17 protein-coding genes are annotated in these 17660 nt (G+C 40.1%); 1 reads left to right on the forward strand and 16 read right to left on the reverse strand.

Annotated elements, in window-relative coordinates; translation table 11 throughout:
- Positions 1–107 precede the first annotated feature (107 nt).
- The 4 genes from AC3CH7_RS01460 to AC3CH7_RS01475 all read right to left on the reverse strand — a co-directional run bounded on the left by AC3CH7_RS01460 (position 108) and on the right by AC3CH7_RS01475 (position 5731).
- Positions 108–1658: a hydantoinase/oxoprolinase N-terminal domain-containing protein gene (locus tag AC3CH7_RS01460; RefSeq protein WP_488381527.1), complete on the reverse strand. Its 1551-nt coding sequence runs from the start codon at positions 1656–1658 to the stop codon at positions 108–110.
- Positions 1651–2754 (reverse strand): S-methyl thiohydantoin desulfurase family protein, encoded by a 1104-nt coding sequence (locus tag AC3CH7_RS01465; RefSeq protein ID WP_012293985.1) that lies wholly within the window; start codon positions 2752–2754, stop codon positions 1651–1653. The genes AC3CH7_RS01460 and AC3CH7_RS01465 overlap by 8 nt, the downstream gene beginning before the upstream one ends.
- A complete protein-coding gene (locus AC3CH7_RS01470) occupies positions 2751–4019 on the reverse strand; it encodes a cytosine permease (protein ID WP_036215616.1) in 1269 nt (422 codons plus the stop codon). Before AC3CH7_RS01470 ends, AC3CH7_RS01465 begins: the two co-directional genes overlap by 4 nt.
- A gap of 131 nt (positions 4020–4150) precedes the next feature.
- Positions 4151–5731: a PucR family transcriptional regulator gene (locus AC3CH7_RS01475; protein WP_230584374.1), complete on the reverse strand. Its 1581-nt coding sequence runs from the start codon at positions 5729–5731 to the stop codon at positions 4151–4153.
- A 176-nt stretch (positions 5732–5907) separates the two neighbouring features.
- Here AC3CH7_RS01475 and AC3CH7_RS01480 point away from each other — a divergent pair, with 176 nt between their 5' ends.
- Entirely contained in the window at positions 5908–6762 is an 855-nt protein-coding gene (locus tag AC3CH7_RS01480; RefSeq protein ID WP_031419663.1) for a pentapeptide repeat-containing protein, read from the forward strand.
- A 56-nt stretch (positions 6763–6818) separates the two neighbouring features.
- Here the strand turns inward: AC3CH7_RS01480 and AC3CH7_RS01485 are convergent, their stop codons facing one another.
- From AC3CH7_RS01485 to AC3CH7_RS01540, 12 genes are all read right to left on the reverse strand, one after another.
- Positions 6819–8534, reverse strand: coding sequence for an FTR1 family iron permease (locus AC3CH7_RS01485; protein ID WP_012293981.1), 1716 nt, complete (start codon positions 8532–8534; stop codon positions 6819–6821).
- Complete coding sequence (gene efeB, locus AC3CH7_RS01490) at positions 8509–9768, reverse strand: iron uptake transporter deferrochelatase/peroxidase subunit (protein ID WP_031419662.1); 1260 nt, start codon at positions 9766–9768, stop codon at positions 8509–8511. Before efeB ends, AC3CH7_RS01485 begins: the two co-directional genes overlap by 26 nt.
- 6 nt (positions 9769–9774) lie before the next feature.
- Positions 9775–10644 carry an iron uptake system protein EfeO gene (efeO, locus tag AC3CH7_RS01495; RefSeq protein WP_012293979.1) on the reverse strand — a complete coding sequence of 290 codons (870 nt, stop codon included), beginning with the start codon at positions 10642–10644 and terminating at the stop codon, positions 9775–9777.
- Between the two features lie 162 nt (positions 10645–10806).
- Complete coding sequence (locus AC3CH7_RS01500; RefSeq protein WP_012293978.1) at positions 10807–12009, reverse strand: MFS transporter; 1203 nt, start codon at positions 12007–12009, stop codon at positions 10807–10809.
- A gap of 13 nt (positions 12010–12022) precedes the next feature.
- On the reverse strand, positions 12023–12442 hold the full coding sequence (locus AC3CH7_RS01505; protein ID WP_036166436.1) for a MarR family winged helix-turn-helix transcriptional regulator: 420 nt from the start codon (positions 12440–12442) through the stop codon (positions 12023–12025).
- A 203-nt stretch (positions 12443–12645) separates the two neighbouring features.
- Positions 12646–12783, reverse strand: coding sequence for a hypothetical protein (locus AC3CH7_RS01510; RefSeq protein ID WP_206701629.1), 138 nt, complete (start codon positions 12781–12783; stop codon positions 12646–12648).
- A gap of 252 nt (positions 12784–13035) precedes the next feature.
- A complete protein-coding gene (locus AC3CH7_RS01515) occupies positions 13036–13275 on the reverse strand; it encodes a hypothetical protein (protein WP_488381528.1) in 240 nt (79 codons plus the stop codon).
- Positions 13276–13404: 129 nt separating this feature from the next.
- Positions 13405–13533 carry a hypothetical protein gene (locus AC3CH7_RS01520; RefSeq protein ID WP_258858685.1) on the reverse strand — a complete coding sequence of 43 codons (129 nt, stop codon included), beginning with the start codon at positions 13531–13533 and terminating at the stop codon, positions 13405–13407.
- A gap of 62 nt (positions 13534–13595) precedes the next feature.
- Positions 13596–14537, reverse strand: coding sequence for a nuclease-related domain-containing protein (locus AC3CH7_RS01525; RefSeq protein WP_012293976.1), 942 nt, complete (start codon positions 14535–14537; stop codon positions 13596–13598).
- Positions 14538–14694: 157 nt separating this feature from the next.
- Positions 14695–15702 carry a FecCD family ABC transporter permease gene (locus tag AC3CH7_RS01530; RefSeq protein WP_031419657.1) on the reverse strand — a complete coding sequence of 336 codons (1008 nt, stop codon included), beginning with the start codon at positions 15700–15702 and terminating at the stop codon, positions 14695–14697.
- The gene (locus AC3CH7_RS01535) at positions 15695–16696 is read right to left on the reverse strand and encodes a FecCD family ABC transporter permease (protein WP_036166447.1); all 1002 of its coding nucleotides are present in this window, start codon (positions 16694–16696) and stop codon (positions 15695–15697) included. Before AC3CH7_RS01535 ends, AC3CH7_RS01530 begins: the two co-directional genes overlap by 8 nt.
- Positions 16697–16719: 23 nt before the next feature.
- Positions 16720–17646 carry an iron-hydroxamate ABC transporter substrate-binding protein gene (locus AC3CH7_RS01540; RefSeq protein ID WP_031419655.1) on the reverse strand — a complete coding sequence of 309 codons (927 nt, stop codon included), beginning with the start codon at positions 17644–17646 and terminating at the stop codon, positions 16720–16722.
- Positions 17647–17660 lie beyond the last annotated feature (14 nt).

Raw genomic sequence — 17660 nt, forward strand, 5'->3', positions numbered from 1 at the left:
GAAAATGAAAGAGAAAGAAAAATGACAAAAGCCATCGAGAATACATTTCTCGATGACTTTTGTCTACAGTCTGAGAAGAGCCCTTTTTACGACTCTTCTTTTCATCGCTACACCATTTTGCCTACTACTTTTACTTTTAATCTTGTTGCGTTTTCTGGATGATACGCTAATGGTGTTTCTTCCACTTCAACCAATTCGATTGTTTCCGCAAGGGCACCTGCTAATACAGCTTGTTTTACTGCTTTATTTTGTGCATCCTCTAAAGATTCCTCCCGAGGTTCTTTAGAATAAATATAAATTTGCTCGTATTGCCCACTAATTTGTGCAATGGATGCTCCAATCGCATTTGCCACACCGCCAAACTCTGATTTAACAATAGTAGAAACACCTTGAATTTTTTTTGGCACAATAATACTACCACCGCCCACTAAAACAAGCGATACATCCTCTGATGATGTTTTCATTTTATCAATGGCTTGTTCTAGTAATGAAGAAATTTCTTCTTGAACGGCTTTAGCGAATGCTTCATCAATATGTGCCACTAAATTTCGATCTCCTACTTCTGCAAGACCTAAACGGACGGCAATATCTGTGGTTGTCATAGTTGACCCACCAAATACTAATGCCTCTTCACTAATTTTATAACCGACACTATCGGGGCCAACGGTAATTTTATTTTCCTTCACTCGAACGATACTACCACCACCTAGCCCGACTGAAATAATGTCAGGCATTCTAAAGTTGGTGCGGATGTCCCCTACCTCCACTGCGACTGAAGATTCTCGGGGGAATCCATCTTGTAACACGCCAATATCCGAAGTCGTACCACCTACATCTAATACCATTGTATTTTGAATTTGTGATAAATACGAAGCCCCTCTTATACTATTAGTAGGCCCACAAGCAATCGTCAAGATTGGGAATTGCTTTGCATAGTCGATGGACATTAATGTTCCGTCATTCTGACATAGGTACACGTCTACATTGAAAATACCCTCCGCTTGAAGTGCCTGAATAAAGCCCTGTGTTGTCGTCTCAATGACCTTGCATAAAGCGGCATTTAAAATCGTTGCATTTTCACGTTCAATTAAGCCTACAGAGCCAATTAGTGATGAGCAAGAAACCGGGAAATCTTCCCCATAGATCGCTCGAATCCAGTCACGAACCTGCAATTCTTGATCATTTTTAATAGATGAAAAGACACCTACAATGGCAATTGATTCTACCTGGTCACGCCACTCTTCTAAGAGCTTTGTAATCTCTGCGTGATTAAGCGCACTCAATAGCTGGCCATCGTATTCATAGCCTCCATGTGCGATTGCATAATTCCCTGATAATTTATCAATCATATCGGAAGGCCAAGCTGTATAAGGTAGCACCGAGGCTGTAGCTGGATAACCTAGTCGAATAACACCAACCCTTGCTAGCTTTTTACGCTCAACAATGGCATTGGTACATTGTGTTGTCCCTAGCATGGCATGTGTAATTTTCGTTTTATCAATGTTTGCACCTTGTAATAATTGCTGCAATGATTGTTCAATACCTGATTTAATATCTAAACTTGTCGGTGACTTCACACTATAAATTAGCTGACTATTATAATCTAAAAGAATAGCATCTGTATTGGTTCCACCTACGTCAATTCCAATTTTATACATGTTCAGCTACCCCCTTTTTCACCAATTCTTCAATTGGCACGAAATCATAATTATAGCCAAAGTATTTTGGTCCTGCAGTTTCTATCCCTTTTGCTGTGCGCCATTTTTCATGTGATGGTAAACCAATTACGCGCACACGTTTGCCATATTTTAAACTTTCTGTCGTCACAGGCAACAAGGTTTCAAAATCGACTAAACAAATCAGATCTGGTGTCATCGCAACAACTTGATCGTTCTTTTCTGCCAGTAAATTTTCATTTTGGAAATGAACCTTCATCTGACCCTCTTTATAGCCATCAATTCCTTCTAGAAGCATTTTCCCTAAGTTAAAGCCACCCTTCGTTTCGCGAATTACATCGACAATTTTCCCTTGAAATAGCTCGTACCCTGCAATGAGCTTTAAAAGGCTTGCAAGCTTATCGTTCACCTCTTGATCTTTAGAGGCAATAATTTCACCGATTTTTTCAGAAAGTGTCACAATATGATGCACACCACTTTTCTTTAGTTGAGCACCAGTTGTTGGATACAGGCTCACCAAAGAGCTAGCGCCCATTTCAACAGTAGCGGCGCGGGCGATACGCTCTGTCCATTTATTATCAATCGTTTCAAAAATGCCGATATTGCCTTTTTCATCTGTGATGGCCATAGGCGTTGCGGAAATACCATCTAAGTTAAACGTCACCATTTGCAGCTCTGGGAATGCCCGCCCCATACCATCGCAATCAATCAAAGGTAAACCTAGCTGTGCAGCCACCACAATTGGAATCATTGAATTGACCCCACCCGCTTCCATCGGGTATGTACCGGCAATTTTATCTTTCCCTAAATACTGCGCAAGCTTTTGGAAAACTTTTACAAACTCATCACCACGAGGAAATTTCTCGACTAAAACTGATGGTGCTCCCATCATAGCTGCGGGAATGAAAAAATCCTCATCTTCAATTTCCTCCACGGAATACAGCCTAACAGGACCATTTTTTTCAATGGCAGAAAGCGCCATTAATTTCCCAATATACGGATCTCCGCCACCACCTGTTCCTAAAAATGCTGCACCTATAGCTATATGTTCAATAGCCGCTTGATCTAAATATCTCATCTATGTTCCTCCAATATGGCAGTTTTTTGTACGGATACACGATACCCAATATAATAAATAAGAAATGAAATAATAATGCCGATCATCGGTTGATTAGGTAATGTCGGCAATCCAGGAACGAAAGAGAATACAACGGGCATACAGGCAATCACTGCCCCTACTAGCCAAGAAAACACCCCTAAGCGATTAACGCCTTCTACCTCAGCCCAGCTATCTTTATGTCCTTTATGGATAACCCAATAAGAAGCAATCATGACACCTGCAACAGGTGGAATCATCGCGGATAGAATGGACATAATCGGTGTGAAGTAATTTAAAATCCCTACGACTGCTAAAATCGTACCGATTGTCCCAGCAACAAAAATCGCCATTCTCTCTTTGTTTTTTGCTACGTCAAATACATTAATTAAGGCAATACCGCCTGAAATTGCATTGACCAAATTGGTTTTCCAAGTGGCTAAAATTAAGCCAACCCCGCCGATAAATGGTGTAGCAATATGCAAAAAGACTGCGGTAATGTCACTTGTTTGATAAGCAATTGTTAAAATAGCTCCTACGCCAATCATTAACACTCCAGCAGGAATAATTCCTAACGTAGCGGCCTTGAAAACATCCGAACGTTTTTTGGAATATTGCGAATAATCACCCGCTATGACTGCCCCTAATGCGAATGAACCAATGGTCACTGCTAAACCATCCATAAAACTCATATTTCCTTGTGGCTCATAAGCACGAATGAACTCAAGCTGCTCCCCTGTTAATGTTTGGACTAAACCATATACACAAATAATGACTAATAATGGGACAGCAATATAGCTTAATATACGTAATACCTTCATGCCATATATAGCAGAGACCACCATGACCATACCACTTATGAACGATGCTAGAGGAACCGATATATTCAAGTGATAGATGGCTAGCAAATTCGCTAAGGCAACCCCACAAACATTAGCCTGAATACCAAACCACCCTAAGCAAGCAATTGCTAGGATAATAGATAAAATCGTACGAGAGCCTTTTTTCCCAAACACTTGCCCAGCGACATGGACAGTCGGCCTACCTAAATCACTACTTTGCATTCCTTGTAATACCATAATGAAGACGACGATTGCGTAGCCTACAAATGCTACAGCCAGTGCCTTCGATAAGCTCATACTTGTAATGAGTGTATTTCCTACCAATAAACTAGGAATACATATCATGGCACCACCCCAAATAATCCCTAAGCTATACCATGATTGAACATTGTTGTCATTTCTCAAGCGACTCCCTCCTTATACTTAGTTGATGGATGAATGTTTTTAATTATAAAGAAAGCATAGAAGGGAGTCTTTTGCCTAAATAAAAAAAATAATCTGAAATTTTGTTCAAAATAACAAAATTTCAGATTATTTTAATCATTAATTAATCGATAGAGCATGCAAGCCATATACACATCATAAAATTCGGCGTAAATAGTTACATCTGTGCCAATCAGCTCGCTAATTTTTTTGATACGATATTTCACCGTATTTTTATGAATATAAAGTAGTTCCGCACAGCGCTCCATACTTGCATTTGCATCTAATAAAAAGGTAATCAATGTCTGTAATGTATCATGATCATGTAAGATGGGTTCAATGACCGATAAATATTCCTCAATCATTTCTTCCCCTTGCTTACTTACAGCAATAGCTCGTTTCATGGAACGAACCTCAGCTGCCGTAAATAATTTTCGCATGGGGTATATCGTGTGGGCTTTATCCCCTACCTGATTGACTAACTGATACATCTGACGAACGGCCTTCGTGTTTTTCATTTTGGGTGCATAGACGATTTCTACGATTTGTCCAGCATAATTGGTAGTTTCATTAAATTCGACAGTAATTTCAAACTCATGGTGCTTGTACAAGCAATTTCCGAGTAGCACAATCATACAGTGGTCAATACATTGAATGACTCTTGTTTGATAATATTTAGACAACTGCTCTTCTAGCTCATCTCGAACCTTTTTTTCATCCGCTAAATCATGCATATATACTAACCACATCATTTGAATAGCAGAAACATCAATATGCAGGAGATTGGCTAATCTTCTCATTTTTTCACTTTCATCATTGATGATTGCTTTGACCAGGGCATATTCGCTGACCTCATCATGCTTGTCTCCCCATAAATTAATGGCGACTTGGACAACCTCACTCACCTTTTCAATTGTCTTGGCAGGTAAATCGGTATTTTCCTTTATAAGGAATAAAAAGAGAGGCTCCCCATTTTTTTGATGCACTCTTTTATAGTCAATCACACATGAGATGTCACTTTGTTTTAACTCAAATTTACCTGTTTCACGAAAAACTTGTGATTGTGAGCATTCATGGATAGCGTAGACCACATCTAATGATGAATTTCTTGGCCACATGACTTGATTGATAATATCCAAATGACTATTGGTTAGCAGAATATTGGCTTTCAAGCGATCTGATAGCATTTTCAATGTAATTTCCACACTTCTTAAATGCTCAGGCAATAAGGATACCTTCTCTAAGGTTTCTTTAACGAAATGGTCATTAACACCCTGATTACTAACAATCGCTTCCATAACTTCATAAATAACTTCATTATAACGGAGAGAATAATCATTTTTGGGCATACAGATAATTATAAACCCTTGAGATTCGGCTAAGGCAAGCACTTCCTCTGGTATATGTGGCAACACAATACCCACATAATATAAGATAAGGCCCAGCTCTCCTAAATCGTGTAAATGCTGAATTGTCTCACATTGCTGTTCCACACTATCTCGAATGGAATAAAAGGAGCTAATCACCAGCTCTTCTGCATACCATTCCTCTTGCACACGATTAATAATTTTCGAATAAAAATCAACATTCGATACTTCTAAAACAGATAAAGAAGAGACCGTGCGATGCAGATTATCTCGACCTGTTAAAACCTCTGCCCCGCGAAAGGAAGGCAATTGCAATAAATCTTTCACCGTTACCCCATGTTCAACCACCACTACTTTTCTAAATTTTCTATACAACGTCTTGTGAAGAAGAATAACATAATCACACCTGTCTTTCAAAATATGGTTATCTGCATATTTCATAACCTAATATGCCCGTGCTAAAATAATAGCAAAGTTCATGAGGGAAGAGAGGGAAAAAAAGGATGTCTAATCGAACAATTAGAGACACATCGTTTGGCATGACAATTCGAGAAAGCTTACAGGCAGATTGCCCAAGCTGCTTTGGATTATGTTGTACAGCATTAAATATAGTCGCTTCCAGTGATTTTGCCATGCATAAACCAGCAGGCAAGCCATGCTCCAATTTAACAGAGGACTATAGCTGTCAAATTCATAGCAAGCTAAGGATGAGCGGCTATAAAGGCTGTACTGTATTTGATTGCTTAGGTGCCGGTCAGCACGTTTCCCAAGTGACATTTAAAGGGCAAGATTGGCGCCAATCACGAGAACTTGCTGACAAAATGTTTCAAGTGTTTCCAATTATGGAGCAGCTATATGAAATGATTGCTTATGTAGCGGAAGCTCTATCCTATCAAATTGACAGTATGCTCCATGAACAGCTCCTCGTTCAATTAGAACAGCTACAGCAGGCAGCGGAACTTGACGCTAATGGTTTATTGGCACTGGACATGATGGCTATTCGTATGCCAGTAAATGCTCTTCTTTTAAAAACTAGCGAACAAATGCGACAACATCTTGTAAAGGGGAAAGCTTCTCTCAAATTGAATCAGCGCGGCGTTGATTGGATAGGTAAAAATTTTCAGGGTAAAGATTTGCGAGCTACTGATTTAAGAGGTGGCTATTTAATTGCTGCCAATTTACAAGGAGCCAATTTACAAGGGGTAGATTTCATTGGGGCCGATCTGCGTGATACCAATTTACGTGGTGCTGATCTATCGACAAGTTTATTTTTAACACAAATGCAAATCAACGCCGCACAGGGTGATAACACTACCAAACTACCTTCTTATATTAAACGTCCAGCACACTGGCAGTAAAAAAGGATGCCTCCATCGAGACATCCCTTAAGGCCATAAGCGTTTGTGAAAGACGTTCAGGCTTGCTTCTTTTTATAAATGATGGTTGCCACGATTAAAATTAATAATATGGCTTGGCCAATCATTGTTTCCACGGTTGGATAGAAACCTATCATGCTTATGACAGGTAAGCCATCGACAATTGTTGTAGAAATCTTATTAGTCAGCTGTAATGTATGCAGACTGACACCGATAATCTTAAAGGCTAATACATAAATGAGCCATGTTGCTACGGCAAAGAATTTATGAATAGGAATTTTCCCACTTGCCTTAAACAACACAATGGCAAGCAAGGCAAGGATAATGAGTGCAACTACAATCCCAAGGATAAACTGAGAAGTCGCCATTTTCGGTGCAATACCCGCGTAAAAAACAAGCGTTTCTGCCCCTTCTCGGAAAACAGATAAGAAGCTAATCGCTGCCATGGCAAAAATAGAGCCACTGGAAATAGCATTGCCCATTTGCTTCGAAATATAGCGATTCCAACTGACCACACTTGATTTACTATGCAGCCATATACCTACACCAATCATCATCGCAGCGGCCAGTAAGCCTACATAGCCTTCCATTAATTCACGATTCGTATCAATTGTAGCCGAGTTTAAAATTGTTGACATAAGAACTGCGGCAACGGCTGATAACAAAACACCCACAAATGCTCCAATATAAATCCATTTCCGCATTTTCTTTTGCCCTGACTTATTAAGAAACGATACAAGAGCTAATATAATGAGTAAAGCCTCTAGCCCTTCTCGTAATAAAATTAACGCTGCATCCCAAAGCGTATAATCCGAATCTCCTTGAATCAATTCGATTTCTGTACGGAATGTATTTAATTTTTTTGTAATTGCTTCTTGATCGACAGAGGATTTTAATAAATCACTTGCGATAATAGGCATATCACTTTCAATTTTAGTATAAAGACTACCATTACGAGTTGAGATTTCTATTTCAACACGTGGCCAAATCATGATAAATTCTCGAACCTTATTAGAGGCTGCCTTATAATCACCGTCATCTACAAAGTCCATCGCCTCATCAATATAAGCAATTAATGTAGCTAATGAATAGTCACCTTCTACCGCTTCTGCTGTTTCTTTACCCGCTACAAAATCTGTAATCGTTTGTTGTAAATCTGCAAATTGAGTTTTCATTAACGCGATATCAGGCTCTTCAGCAGAAATAGAGATTCGTAGAAATGCCATCTGTGTTTCGATTTGTCCATACATGGCAATACTTTGCTCACGTACGGGGCGCTCACTTTTGTTCCACTTGAGATTAAAATCCTTATAAGCTTCGTCAATTGCCTGAGCATCCTCACTAGCTAAAGCTTTTTCAAAGTCTGCCAAAATCGGCTTCATCTTTTGCCCAAACTCCGCTCGCTGTGCAGCCTCATCTACTGGATTTTCCAGTTTTTCTAGGGCTCGTAAAGCATTCGACAGGGCAGACAGCGCCTCTAATCGGTCATCCTTTGATGTGGCCTCTGTTGCTTGGGCAAGGATGTCATCAACCTTAGCTTTCGCCTCTTTTTGTTCTGAAGAAACCTTAGCCCAATCTGTGGCAAACTGTTCAAGAGCCTGTTTAGCCTCTGTCTCTTTATCCTGCTTTGTATTCATTAATGCATCACTAATTGCAATATATAAATGACTATAGGATTGCGCAGCTTGCACAGGTAAAGCTAAAGTCAGAAATAAAGCAATAACGATACTACAGCGCGTTAAAAAGTGCTTCACCTAAATAACTCCCCTTTTGTACACCAGGGAAGCAAGCAAACACTGCACTGCCTCGATGGGTAATATACTCATTCATTTTATCCATACGTCCCAAGCTATTTTGAATCGTTGTAAATTGGGCAGGGTCCTTTTGAAATGAAATAAAGATAAGCCCTGCATCATGAGTGCCTGTATTCGACATCACACCAGATGCATAGGAATACGATCTCCGCAAAATACGAGCTCCTGCTTTACGGGCCAAATGAACATGTGATGTATCAGGCATAATATAATTCCCTTTATCATCCTTCGCCTCTACATCAAAATCATCAAATTCCTTAGTTTTACCCATCGGTGCCCCACTATCACGGTAACGACCAAATGTAGCTTCTTGATCTTTTAAAGATGTACGATCCCATGTTTCAAGATGCATTTGAACTTTACGTGCAACTAAATAAGAGCCGCCTTTTAGCCAACCTTTATCCACCCAAACAACTTTTTTTAAATCCTTTTCATCTGTAATGGATGGATTCACTGTGCCGTCCTTGAATGCAAAAAGATTTCGGGGGGTCCCACCACCTGCTGGGAACGAGTTAAAGCCTGACTGTGACCATTTAATCTCCACTTTCCCAGATGCTGCACGCACTAAATTACGGACCGCATGGAATGCCACCTGTGGATCATCTGCACAGGCCTGAATACACAAATCACCACCTGTATATTCTTTCTGTAGCTGATCTTTTGGGAAATGTGGTAAATCCTTTAACTCCGCTGGCTTTAAATGCTGCATACCAAGCTTATCGAATAAGGAAGCACCCACACCAATAGTAATTGATAAATTGGCAGCATCTAAGCCCTCTGCCTCACCGGTATCACCAGTCGGTACTCTCGTATTCGATGAAATATCAGCCATTAATTCACCATTCATTAAACGCACAACAAGAGGTGTCCATTGCTGGAATAACTCTTGCAGTTCCTTCTTCGATGTCACTAACACATTTAAAGAAGCAAAATAAATATTCGTTTGTACAGGTGTTACAATACCTGACTGATGGGTGCCGTAGAAATTGACCTTATTGCTTGCCGTAGTACTGTCAGCCACAGGCTCAAAAACATCATAGCCCATTGCTTTCATTACACCACCTAAACCAGAGGCACCAATGGCAACACCTGCCACCCCAATGCCTGTCAGTTTCAACATATCACGTCTAGAGATTTTTTTATTCATCCATTTTTCTTCATTTGATGCTGTCATTTATGTTCACTCCAAAATGATTCCCATTTGACTTAATGGTTCTCCAAGCTGATTCACCGCTGCCGCAAGCGCTTTTGTGTTGTCCTCTGTTAATTCCTCGTAGGAAATATAACCACCATCGGCAGTGGCATGCTGTGCTAATAAATCGTCCACCGCTTTGAATTTTTCATCAAGCGCTGTGACTAATTTTGAATCTTTCGCTTCTAATTTTGAACGTAAAATTTCAAAGATTTTTTCAGCACCTTCAATGTTCGCTTTAAAATCATACAGGTCTGTATGGGAGTAAATTTCTTCCTCACCTGTAATTTTAGATGTTGACACTTCATTTAATAAATCAACTGCACCCGTTATCATTAAATCAGGAGTCACTTCAACTGTTTGTACGAGGGCATGTAATTCCTTCGCATCTGCCAGAAGCTGATCAGCCACTACCTCATAGCCCTTTGTTGTATTTTCTTCCCAAAGCGCATACTCAAGCTTATGATAGCCTGACCATTCTTCTTCACCTTTTCCTTCTTCCTGTATATCAGCTAAACGACCATCAATACGTGGATCTAGGTCGCCAAAGCTTTCTGCAATGGGTTCAGAACGCTCAAAATACATACGTGCTGGTGCATACGCAGCTTTTGCTCCTTCAATATCTCCAGCCTTAACAAGATTGACAAATTTCTCTGTTTCTAGTAAAAATTGATCCATTTGCTCTAATGCAAATTGTTGATAGGCTGCTAGTTCAGAAGATAAATCAACCTCTTGTGCAGCTTTATCTGATTGCTCTGTTTCTGGCTTATCTTCTTTTTTTGTATCTTCTGTATTACCACAGCCTGCCATTAGAATGCCTCCTGCTACTAATACAGACAATAATGATTTGTTTTTCATACTTCGTACCTACTCCCGATTTTGTTTTATATTGTGATGATAATGATTATCATCCTCTAATGCAAGATAATTTTTTTTAAAAAGAAAAAAACGTCATTTTTAAGTTGTTTTTTATAAACAACTAGAAAAAAGACGTTTTTTCCACAATATAATGATTCTAATCTACAAAATTTTTACTTGTTTCATTTTTTCATATTTACCATGTAAGAAATAATAAAGCACAATGGATAATAAAATGACAAAGACCATCGCAAAGAATATGGCACTGTAGCCCGCTGAAGGCACAAATAATCCTAAGAAATAAGGCCCGACACCCAATCCTAAATCATAAAAAATAAAGTAAGTAGATGTCGCAAGTCCTAAACGTTCATTCGGCGTTACCTTAATAGCAACAGCCTGTGCAACAGAGTTGAAGTTACCATAGCCAATACCTATACATGCTGCAGCAATTAAAAAAGCAATGGTTGTTGACGCTGAACTAAATGCATACATACCAATAGCAAAAATCACCAAACATGGATAAATAATAATATTAGCACCTCGTGTATCTAGTAATTTCCCAGTAAATGGGCGTGTAGCTAAAATGACAATAGCATAGATGATGAAAAAGTAACTGCCTGCTGATACTAAATCAAGCTCCTTCGCATAAAACGTCATAAAGGACATAACACCCGAATACGCAAAACCAATTACCAGTGCAACAAAGGCAATCGGTACAGCACGCAATTCAATGAAATTCGTCATCTTAAAGCCAGCCTTCACAGCTGCATCCACTGTCTTCTTCGGCGCATCTGGGACTGTTACGATAAAATACATGAAAAAGCAGATAATAGCTAAAACGGAATCAACAGCAAAAATCATGCGATAATCCTCAAATAGCTGTGTTAATAAAATACCGACAAAAGGTCCAATAGCTGTAGCCAAAATCGCACTTAAGCTATAATAACCAATCCCTTCCCCGCGTCGCTCAGGTGGTAAAATCTGTGCAATAATCGTCCCCGTCGCTGTACTCGCTACTCCAAGGGCAATCCCTTGTATTAAACGATTCAGCATAAGTAACGGTAAATTTCCTGCTATAAAATAGGACATCGTTGACAACATAAATAAAAGTAATCCGCAGAATAATGTTTTCTTGCTTCCCCAATCCCCAATAATACGGCCCGTTCCAAGACGCCCTAATAATGTTCCAATAATAAAAATACTCGATACAAGACCGGCTGTACTTGTAGACGCATTAAAATGTTCCACTGCATAAGCAGCAATCGTAACCATTAATAAATAAAAGATTAACGTAATGGTAAAATTTATGAGAGAGACAATTAAAAAGTCCTTTGTCCATAGTTTCTTTCTTGCTGTTACTTCCACGTTACTCGCTCTCCTATTGATTAATATTCATACAAATTCTTTCAAAAACCTGTGTCGCAATTTCAATATCTCGCTGAGGTACACCTGCCAGTGCATGCTCAAAAAATGGCTTCAAGTGAGCTTTAATCTCCTGCACAAGCTCCTCCCCATACGACGATAAATACACAAGCTTTTCTCGCTTATCCTTACCCACCATCGTTTCCACATAGCCTAGCTCCACAAGCTTATGTACAAGCTTCGTCACACTCGGCTTCTCAATAGACATAAAATTCGCGATATCAACAAAGGAATGCGGACCCTTATCCTTTAATAAACGAAGAACTGCCCACTGTGAGCTATATAACTGATACGGTTCAAGTTGCACATTTAGCTTATTAATAAAAGGCCTATACATTAAACGATACTGATTAAAAAACTCCTGCTCAATTGTCACGAGATCACTTCTTCCTTTTATATTAGTTAGCCTAGCTAACTATAAACCTAAAATCTCTATTTGTCTAGTCGGGATATCACATCTATAAAATAAGGGTAATTTGGGTGCATTTGTTATTTTTATATAGCACTTGATTAAGTGGTGAATTTCTTTGGAAGGAGAAGGAGAAATAATGAAAAAGGGTATAATTTCAGGCATGGTATTTATGTCAATTTTATTAGTCGGCTGTAATGGAGAAGAGAAAGGTGGACAAGGAGTAGAAAGCGAGCAGGAGTATCCGTCACTTCTTGCGATTCCCTTATTTTCGCCTCTCCACCCGCGCCTTCCTCATGCGTATCCATCACTTTTCACTCTCTATCCGTCACTTTTTCCGTTCTATCCGTCACTTTCCTCCCTCTATCCGTCACTCTTTGCGATTCCCTTATTTTCGCCTCTCCACCCGCGCCTTCTTCATGCGTATCCATCACTTTTCACTCTCTATCCGTCACTTTTCCTTTTCTATCCGTCACTTTCCTCTCTCTATCCGTCACTCTTTGCGACTCCCTCATTTTCGCCTCCCCACCCGCGCCTTCTTCATGCGTATCCATCACTTTTCACTCTCTATCCGTCACTTTTTCCGTTCTATCCGTCACTTTCCTCTCTCTATCCGTCACTCTTTGCGATTCCCTCATTTTCGCCTCTCCACCCGCGCCTTCTTCATGCGCATCCATCACTTTTCGCTCTCTATCCGTCACTTTTCCTTTTCTATCCGTCACTTTCCTCACTCTATCCGTCACTCTTTGCGACTCCCTCATTTTCGCCTCCCCACCCGCGCCTTCTTCATGCGTATCCATCACTTTTCACTCTCTATCCGTCACTTTTTCCGTTTTATCCGTCACTTTCCTCCCTCTATCCGTCACTCTTTGCGATTCCCTCATTTTCGCCTCTCTACCCGCGCCTTCTTCATGCGTATCCATCACTTTTCACTCTCTATCCGTCACTTTTCCTTTTCTATCCGTCACTTTCCTCCCTCTATCCGTCACTTCTTTCCCTCTATCCGTCACTCTTTGCGATTCCCTCACTCTATCCGTCACTCTTGATGTTCCGCTCACTTTGCCTCACTATCTCCCCACAAAAAAACTACAACTCAGTCTGGCTGAATTGTAGTTCGTTTCTATTCCATGATCCAATACTGTCTATGTTTCTTTATTCCGTCTGCTTTTAATGGGAGCTGCTGTAGTAGCTTGTAGGCGACGTTTGGGGAATCGATGGCAAAGAATTCGCGGAAGCTTTTATTGGTGAGCTTTGGACCTACTAATAATCGATAATCTTCGAGGGCTTTTTTCAATGCATCCTGGTCGACCCATTTACAGCGAGGGCAATGCCATTTTTTATAATGGTAGTTCATTGGCTGACCATTCGCACAATGGGGACATAGAACCCCCTTTACCATCTCCTCAAGAGGTACCTTCACCTCTCTTTTTATTGTGCTATGCAGGGACATGAGGTGCATAGCAAATCGAAAGAGGTTTTCATTCTCTACTGGTTGATGCAGGTCGAACCATTTTTGTAAATGTGTACGTAATCCGGTTACATGAAATATTGGCTGTCCATGAAAACCTTCTGATAAAATTCCATTTTTTGTTGCAAGCACGACTGCATGCAAAACAGGCAATTGAAATTTTTCTTGATGTAACAGTTTTTTCATCCATCCTACATGTCGTTCAAGTTGAAGAAATGGATCAGTCATTCCCTCTACCTTGCCTTCTGAGGTCATCCGTGTCAATTGTGCAAAGGAGGTATCATATGAGAGAACGCCTGTTATATTTTTGATTTCTACAATCAGTAAAAAGTGTGGACATAGAAAAATGGTGTCCATTTGGTGAGTAGAACCGAAGTTATTCATCGTTTGAAAATCATGGAGAAAATAATAGGGGGTAGGAAGGTCTATCTCAAGCCACTCTGCATCTACACGCTGTTCGCCTGCGTGTCCAGCCTTTAAACGTCTTAAGTTTTCATCATAATTCGAGTACTCCTGGTGAGAGTTTGAGAGTCTTCGAACAATGGCTTCTAGTGTCTTCTGTGTTTCCGATATTCGACGTGCTAATAGAATCATTTATTCACCTCCTGTCTTGATTATATAAAAAAAGAACCTCAACAAATGAGGTTCCTAAAAACTTGCCATATACATTTAGTAAAATAAATCTTTCTTTCATTTCAGTAGTTCAAAAGCCTTTGCTTTCGAGCATCCATTTACTCGTGCTATCACTTTTCTATACACTTTTCCGTAATAAATATAAAAAGTAAGGTGCGCCAATAAAGGCCACAATAATTCCCGCTGGCACTGTTGCAGTAGCAATGGCAACGCGGCCAATCGTATCGGACAGCATTAATAAACTTGCGCCAATGCATAAAGTCAATGGTAAAAAGAATTGGTAGCGTGGTCCGACAAGCTGTTTGGCAATATGAGGTGCCATCAACCCTATAAAGGCAATACCACCTGTTACAGAAACTGCTGCTGCTGCTAGTGCCACAGCGACGATTAATAAGCGTAACCGCTCGCGCCCGATATTCATCCCAAGACCTACGGCTGTTTGCTCCGTCATCGCCAAGACATTTAAGACATTGGATTTATAGAAAATGTACGGAATCCCAAGCACAAGCCAGGGCACTAAAGCCCAGAAAAATGGCCAATCCGTACCCCAAACGCTACCTGCAAGCCATTGGGCAATGAATTGCACATCACTACGCTCTGCTGAGGAGATTAATACCATCATAACCCCAGATAAAGCAGAGGCTACCCCTACCCCAATTAAAATCAATTGAACAGGTTGCACCCCTTTATGGCGTTGATAAGAGAAAAAGTAAATGCAAAGGGCAGTAAAAAGAGCACTACAAAACCCTACAACTGGCAATATATAAGCAAAATGTGGGAGATCGCCATTTACAAGTAAGTAAAAGACTGTAATCCCGACACCTGCTCCCGCATTAATACCAATGATCCCTGGATCTGCTAAATCATTGCGTGTAACCCCTTGTAGGACCGCACCTGCTAAAGCTAACGCCATCCCTGCCGCTGCTAATACCAACATTCTTGGTAAGCGAACTGAGAATAATACGAAGGATTCTTTAAAACTACCGTTGCCTAACAAGGTTGGTAGAATGCGATCAAACGAAACTGAGGCTGGTCCTAAAGAAATGCCTAGAACAAAAATGAATAACGTGACGACAAGCCAAGTAAAAAGCCATTTTCGTTGTTTTTTGCGACCTTCTTTAAACAAATTGGCGTCCTCCCTTCCTTACTAATAGTAGGAAGAATGGTAGACCAAGAATCGAAACAATCGCTACAACTGGCGTTTCAAATGGTGCATTAATCATGCGACCTGCAAAATCAGCCGTCACCATAAACCAGCCGCCAATAATTGCGCTCATCGGTAAGACAAAACGATAATCCGTTCCTACAAATGCGCGAACAATATGAGGTACCATTAAGCCAACAAATGCTAGATTCCCAACAAGAGCTACGGCAGAGCCTGCTAAAATAACGACAGCAAACATCATAATACCTTTAATCAATGTTGTGTTTTGTCCAACTCCTACCGCAACTTCTTCATTTAAACTTAAAATCGTTAATTGTCGACTAAAAGCAAATGACAATAGGAGACCTATGACAATGACAGGAACAATCAATAACGCCTGCCATGTCGTGCCAATGAATCCGCCACTCGTCCACATCGAAACATCCTTGGAAATTTGAAATAAAATGCCTGTGCCTTCAGCAATCGCCTGTAATAATGCAGTAACTGCTGCACCAGCTAAAACAAGTCTCAATGGTGAGAAACCTTTCTTAGTAGAAGCACCGATCCCATAAACGATTATCATACCAATTCCAGCTCCAATAAAGCAGGCTAAAATTAACGTATAATAAGAGAATTTCGGGATAAATGCCATCGTTAAAGCAAGGGCCGCATTTGCCCCTGCTGTTAAACCAAGTAGCCCTGGATCCGCTAATGGATTGCGTGTAACCCCCTGCATAATCGCTCCCGCAACTGCGAGTGCACTGCCAACAAAAATAGCAGCAATGATACGAGGAAATCGAATTTCACGTAAAATCGTGTAATGCTTACCACCACTTTGTCCGACAATTGCTTGATAGACATCTTGAATGCTCGTATTCGCTGCACCTAAGCACAGCGAGATACAAGCTGTGCCGATTAATACGAGCAATGCAAGCAATACCTGAAGCCAAAATGGTAACTGTCGAAACTTTGTCATTTGCCTTCGCTACTCTCTACTAATTATTGTAAAAATTTCTCTTCAAAGAACTTCAGTTGATGTTCTAATGTAATCGGGTCATTGAAATAAAAGGCATTTGCATTCACTTCAAATAAATGACCATTTTTCACTGCTTCTAAGTCTTTAAACCATGCTGCGTCTGTAAATGAATTATCTTGGTCTTGGAACATACTGAAGATCACATAGTCCCCTGCATAATCCCCTAAAACTTCTTGAGAAATAGCATAGTAGCCTGGCTCTAAAGCTGTTTCTTTAACTTTCTCAGGCATTTTTAAGCCCATTTCTTGATATAAAATCTCTGTTCCGCGTCCCCAGTTATCGCCATAAATATAAAATTGTTTATTAAAGTTTTCTGCGACTGTTACAGTTGCATCTTCCCCGATTTTTTCTTTAATTTTTTTACCAGATTCCGCTGCACGTACTTTAAAATCTTCTACCCATGCCGTTGCTTCTTTTTCTTTATTGACCACTTTACCGATTTCAATAAATTGCTGTAAATAGTCTACTTTCCCATACGTAAATAATACAGTTGGAGCGATTTCTGATAATTTATCAGCATTTTCAATACCATTTAAACCAATGATTAAGTCTGGCTCTAGCTCAAGAATTTTTTCGATATCTGTATTTTCTACAACTACTGCATCTTTAATAGCATCTTCAAAGTTCGGATTTTTCGCTGCCCATGCATCTACACCGACAACATCAACATCAAGCTGTAATAAATCCCCTACAAATGAAGATAACACGACTACACGTTTAGGGTTTGCTGGTACTTCAATAGGTCCTGCTTCAGATTGATAAGTAATTGTTTCTGCAGAAGTCGCTTCTTTCGAGCCTTCATCAGCCTTTTCTATTTTCTCTTCTTTATTGCCGCACGCTGCAAGTACTAGTACGAGCATCATAAACATTGGTAATAACCACTTCTTCATTGTCTTTCATTCTC

The organism is Lysinibacillus sp. F12 (assembly GCF_057773605.1).

What these genes read in the sequence shown, in the direction of transcription:
- AC3CH7_RS01480 (WP_031419663.1), top strand. Translation starts at nt 5,908, where the DNA reads ATGTCTAATCGAACAATTAGAGACACATCGTTTGGCATGACAATTCGA.
- AC3CH7_RS01460 (WP_488381527.1), bottom strand. Translation starts at nt 1,658, where the DNA reads ATGTATAAAATTGGAATTGACGTAGGTGGAACCAATACAGATGCTATT.
- AC3CH7_RS01540 (WP_031419655.1), bottom strand. Translation starts at nt 17,646, where the DNA reads ATGAAGAAGTGGTTATTACCAATGTTTATGATGCTCGTACTAGTACTT.
- AC3CH7_RS01515 (WP_488381528.1), bottom strand. Translation starts at nt 13,275, where the DNA reads ATGGATACGCATGAAGAAGGCGCGGGTGGGGAGGCGAAAATGAGGGAG.
- AC3CH7_RS01525 (WP_012293976.1), bottom strand. Translation starts at nt 14,537, where the DNA reads ATGATTCTATTAGCACGTCGAATATCGGAAACACAGAAGACACTAGAA.
- AC3CH7_RS01535 (WP_036166447.1), bottom strand. Translation starts at nt 16,696, where the DNA reads ATGACAAAGTTTCGACAGTTACCATTTTGGCTTCAGGTATTGCTTGCA.
- efeO (WP_012293979.1), bottom strand. Translation starts at nt 10,644, where the DNA reads ATGAAAAACAAATCATTATTGTCTGTATTAGTAGCAGGAGGCATTCTA.
- efeB (WP_031419662.1), bottom strand. Translation starts at nt 9,768, where the DNA reads ATGACAGCATCAAATGAAGAAAAATGGATGAATAAAAAAATCTCTAGA.
- AC3CH7_RS01510 (WP_206701629.1), bottom strand. Translation starts at nt 12,783, where the DNA reads ATGGATACGCATGAGGAAGGCGCGGGTGGAGAGGCGAAAATAAGGGAA.
- AC3CH7_RS01465 (WP_012293985.1), bottom strand. Translation starts at nt 2,754, where the DNA reads ATGAGATATTTAGATCAAGCGGCTATTGAACATATAGCTATAGGTGCA.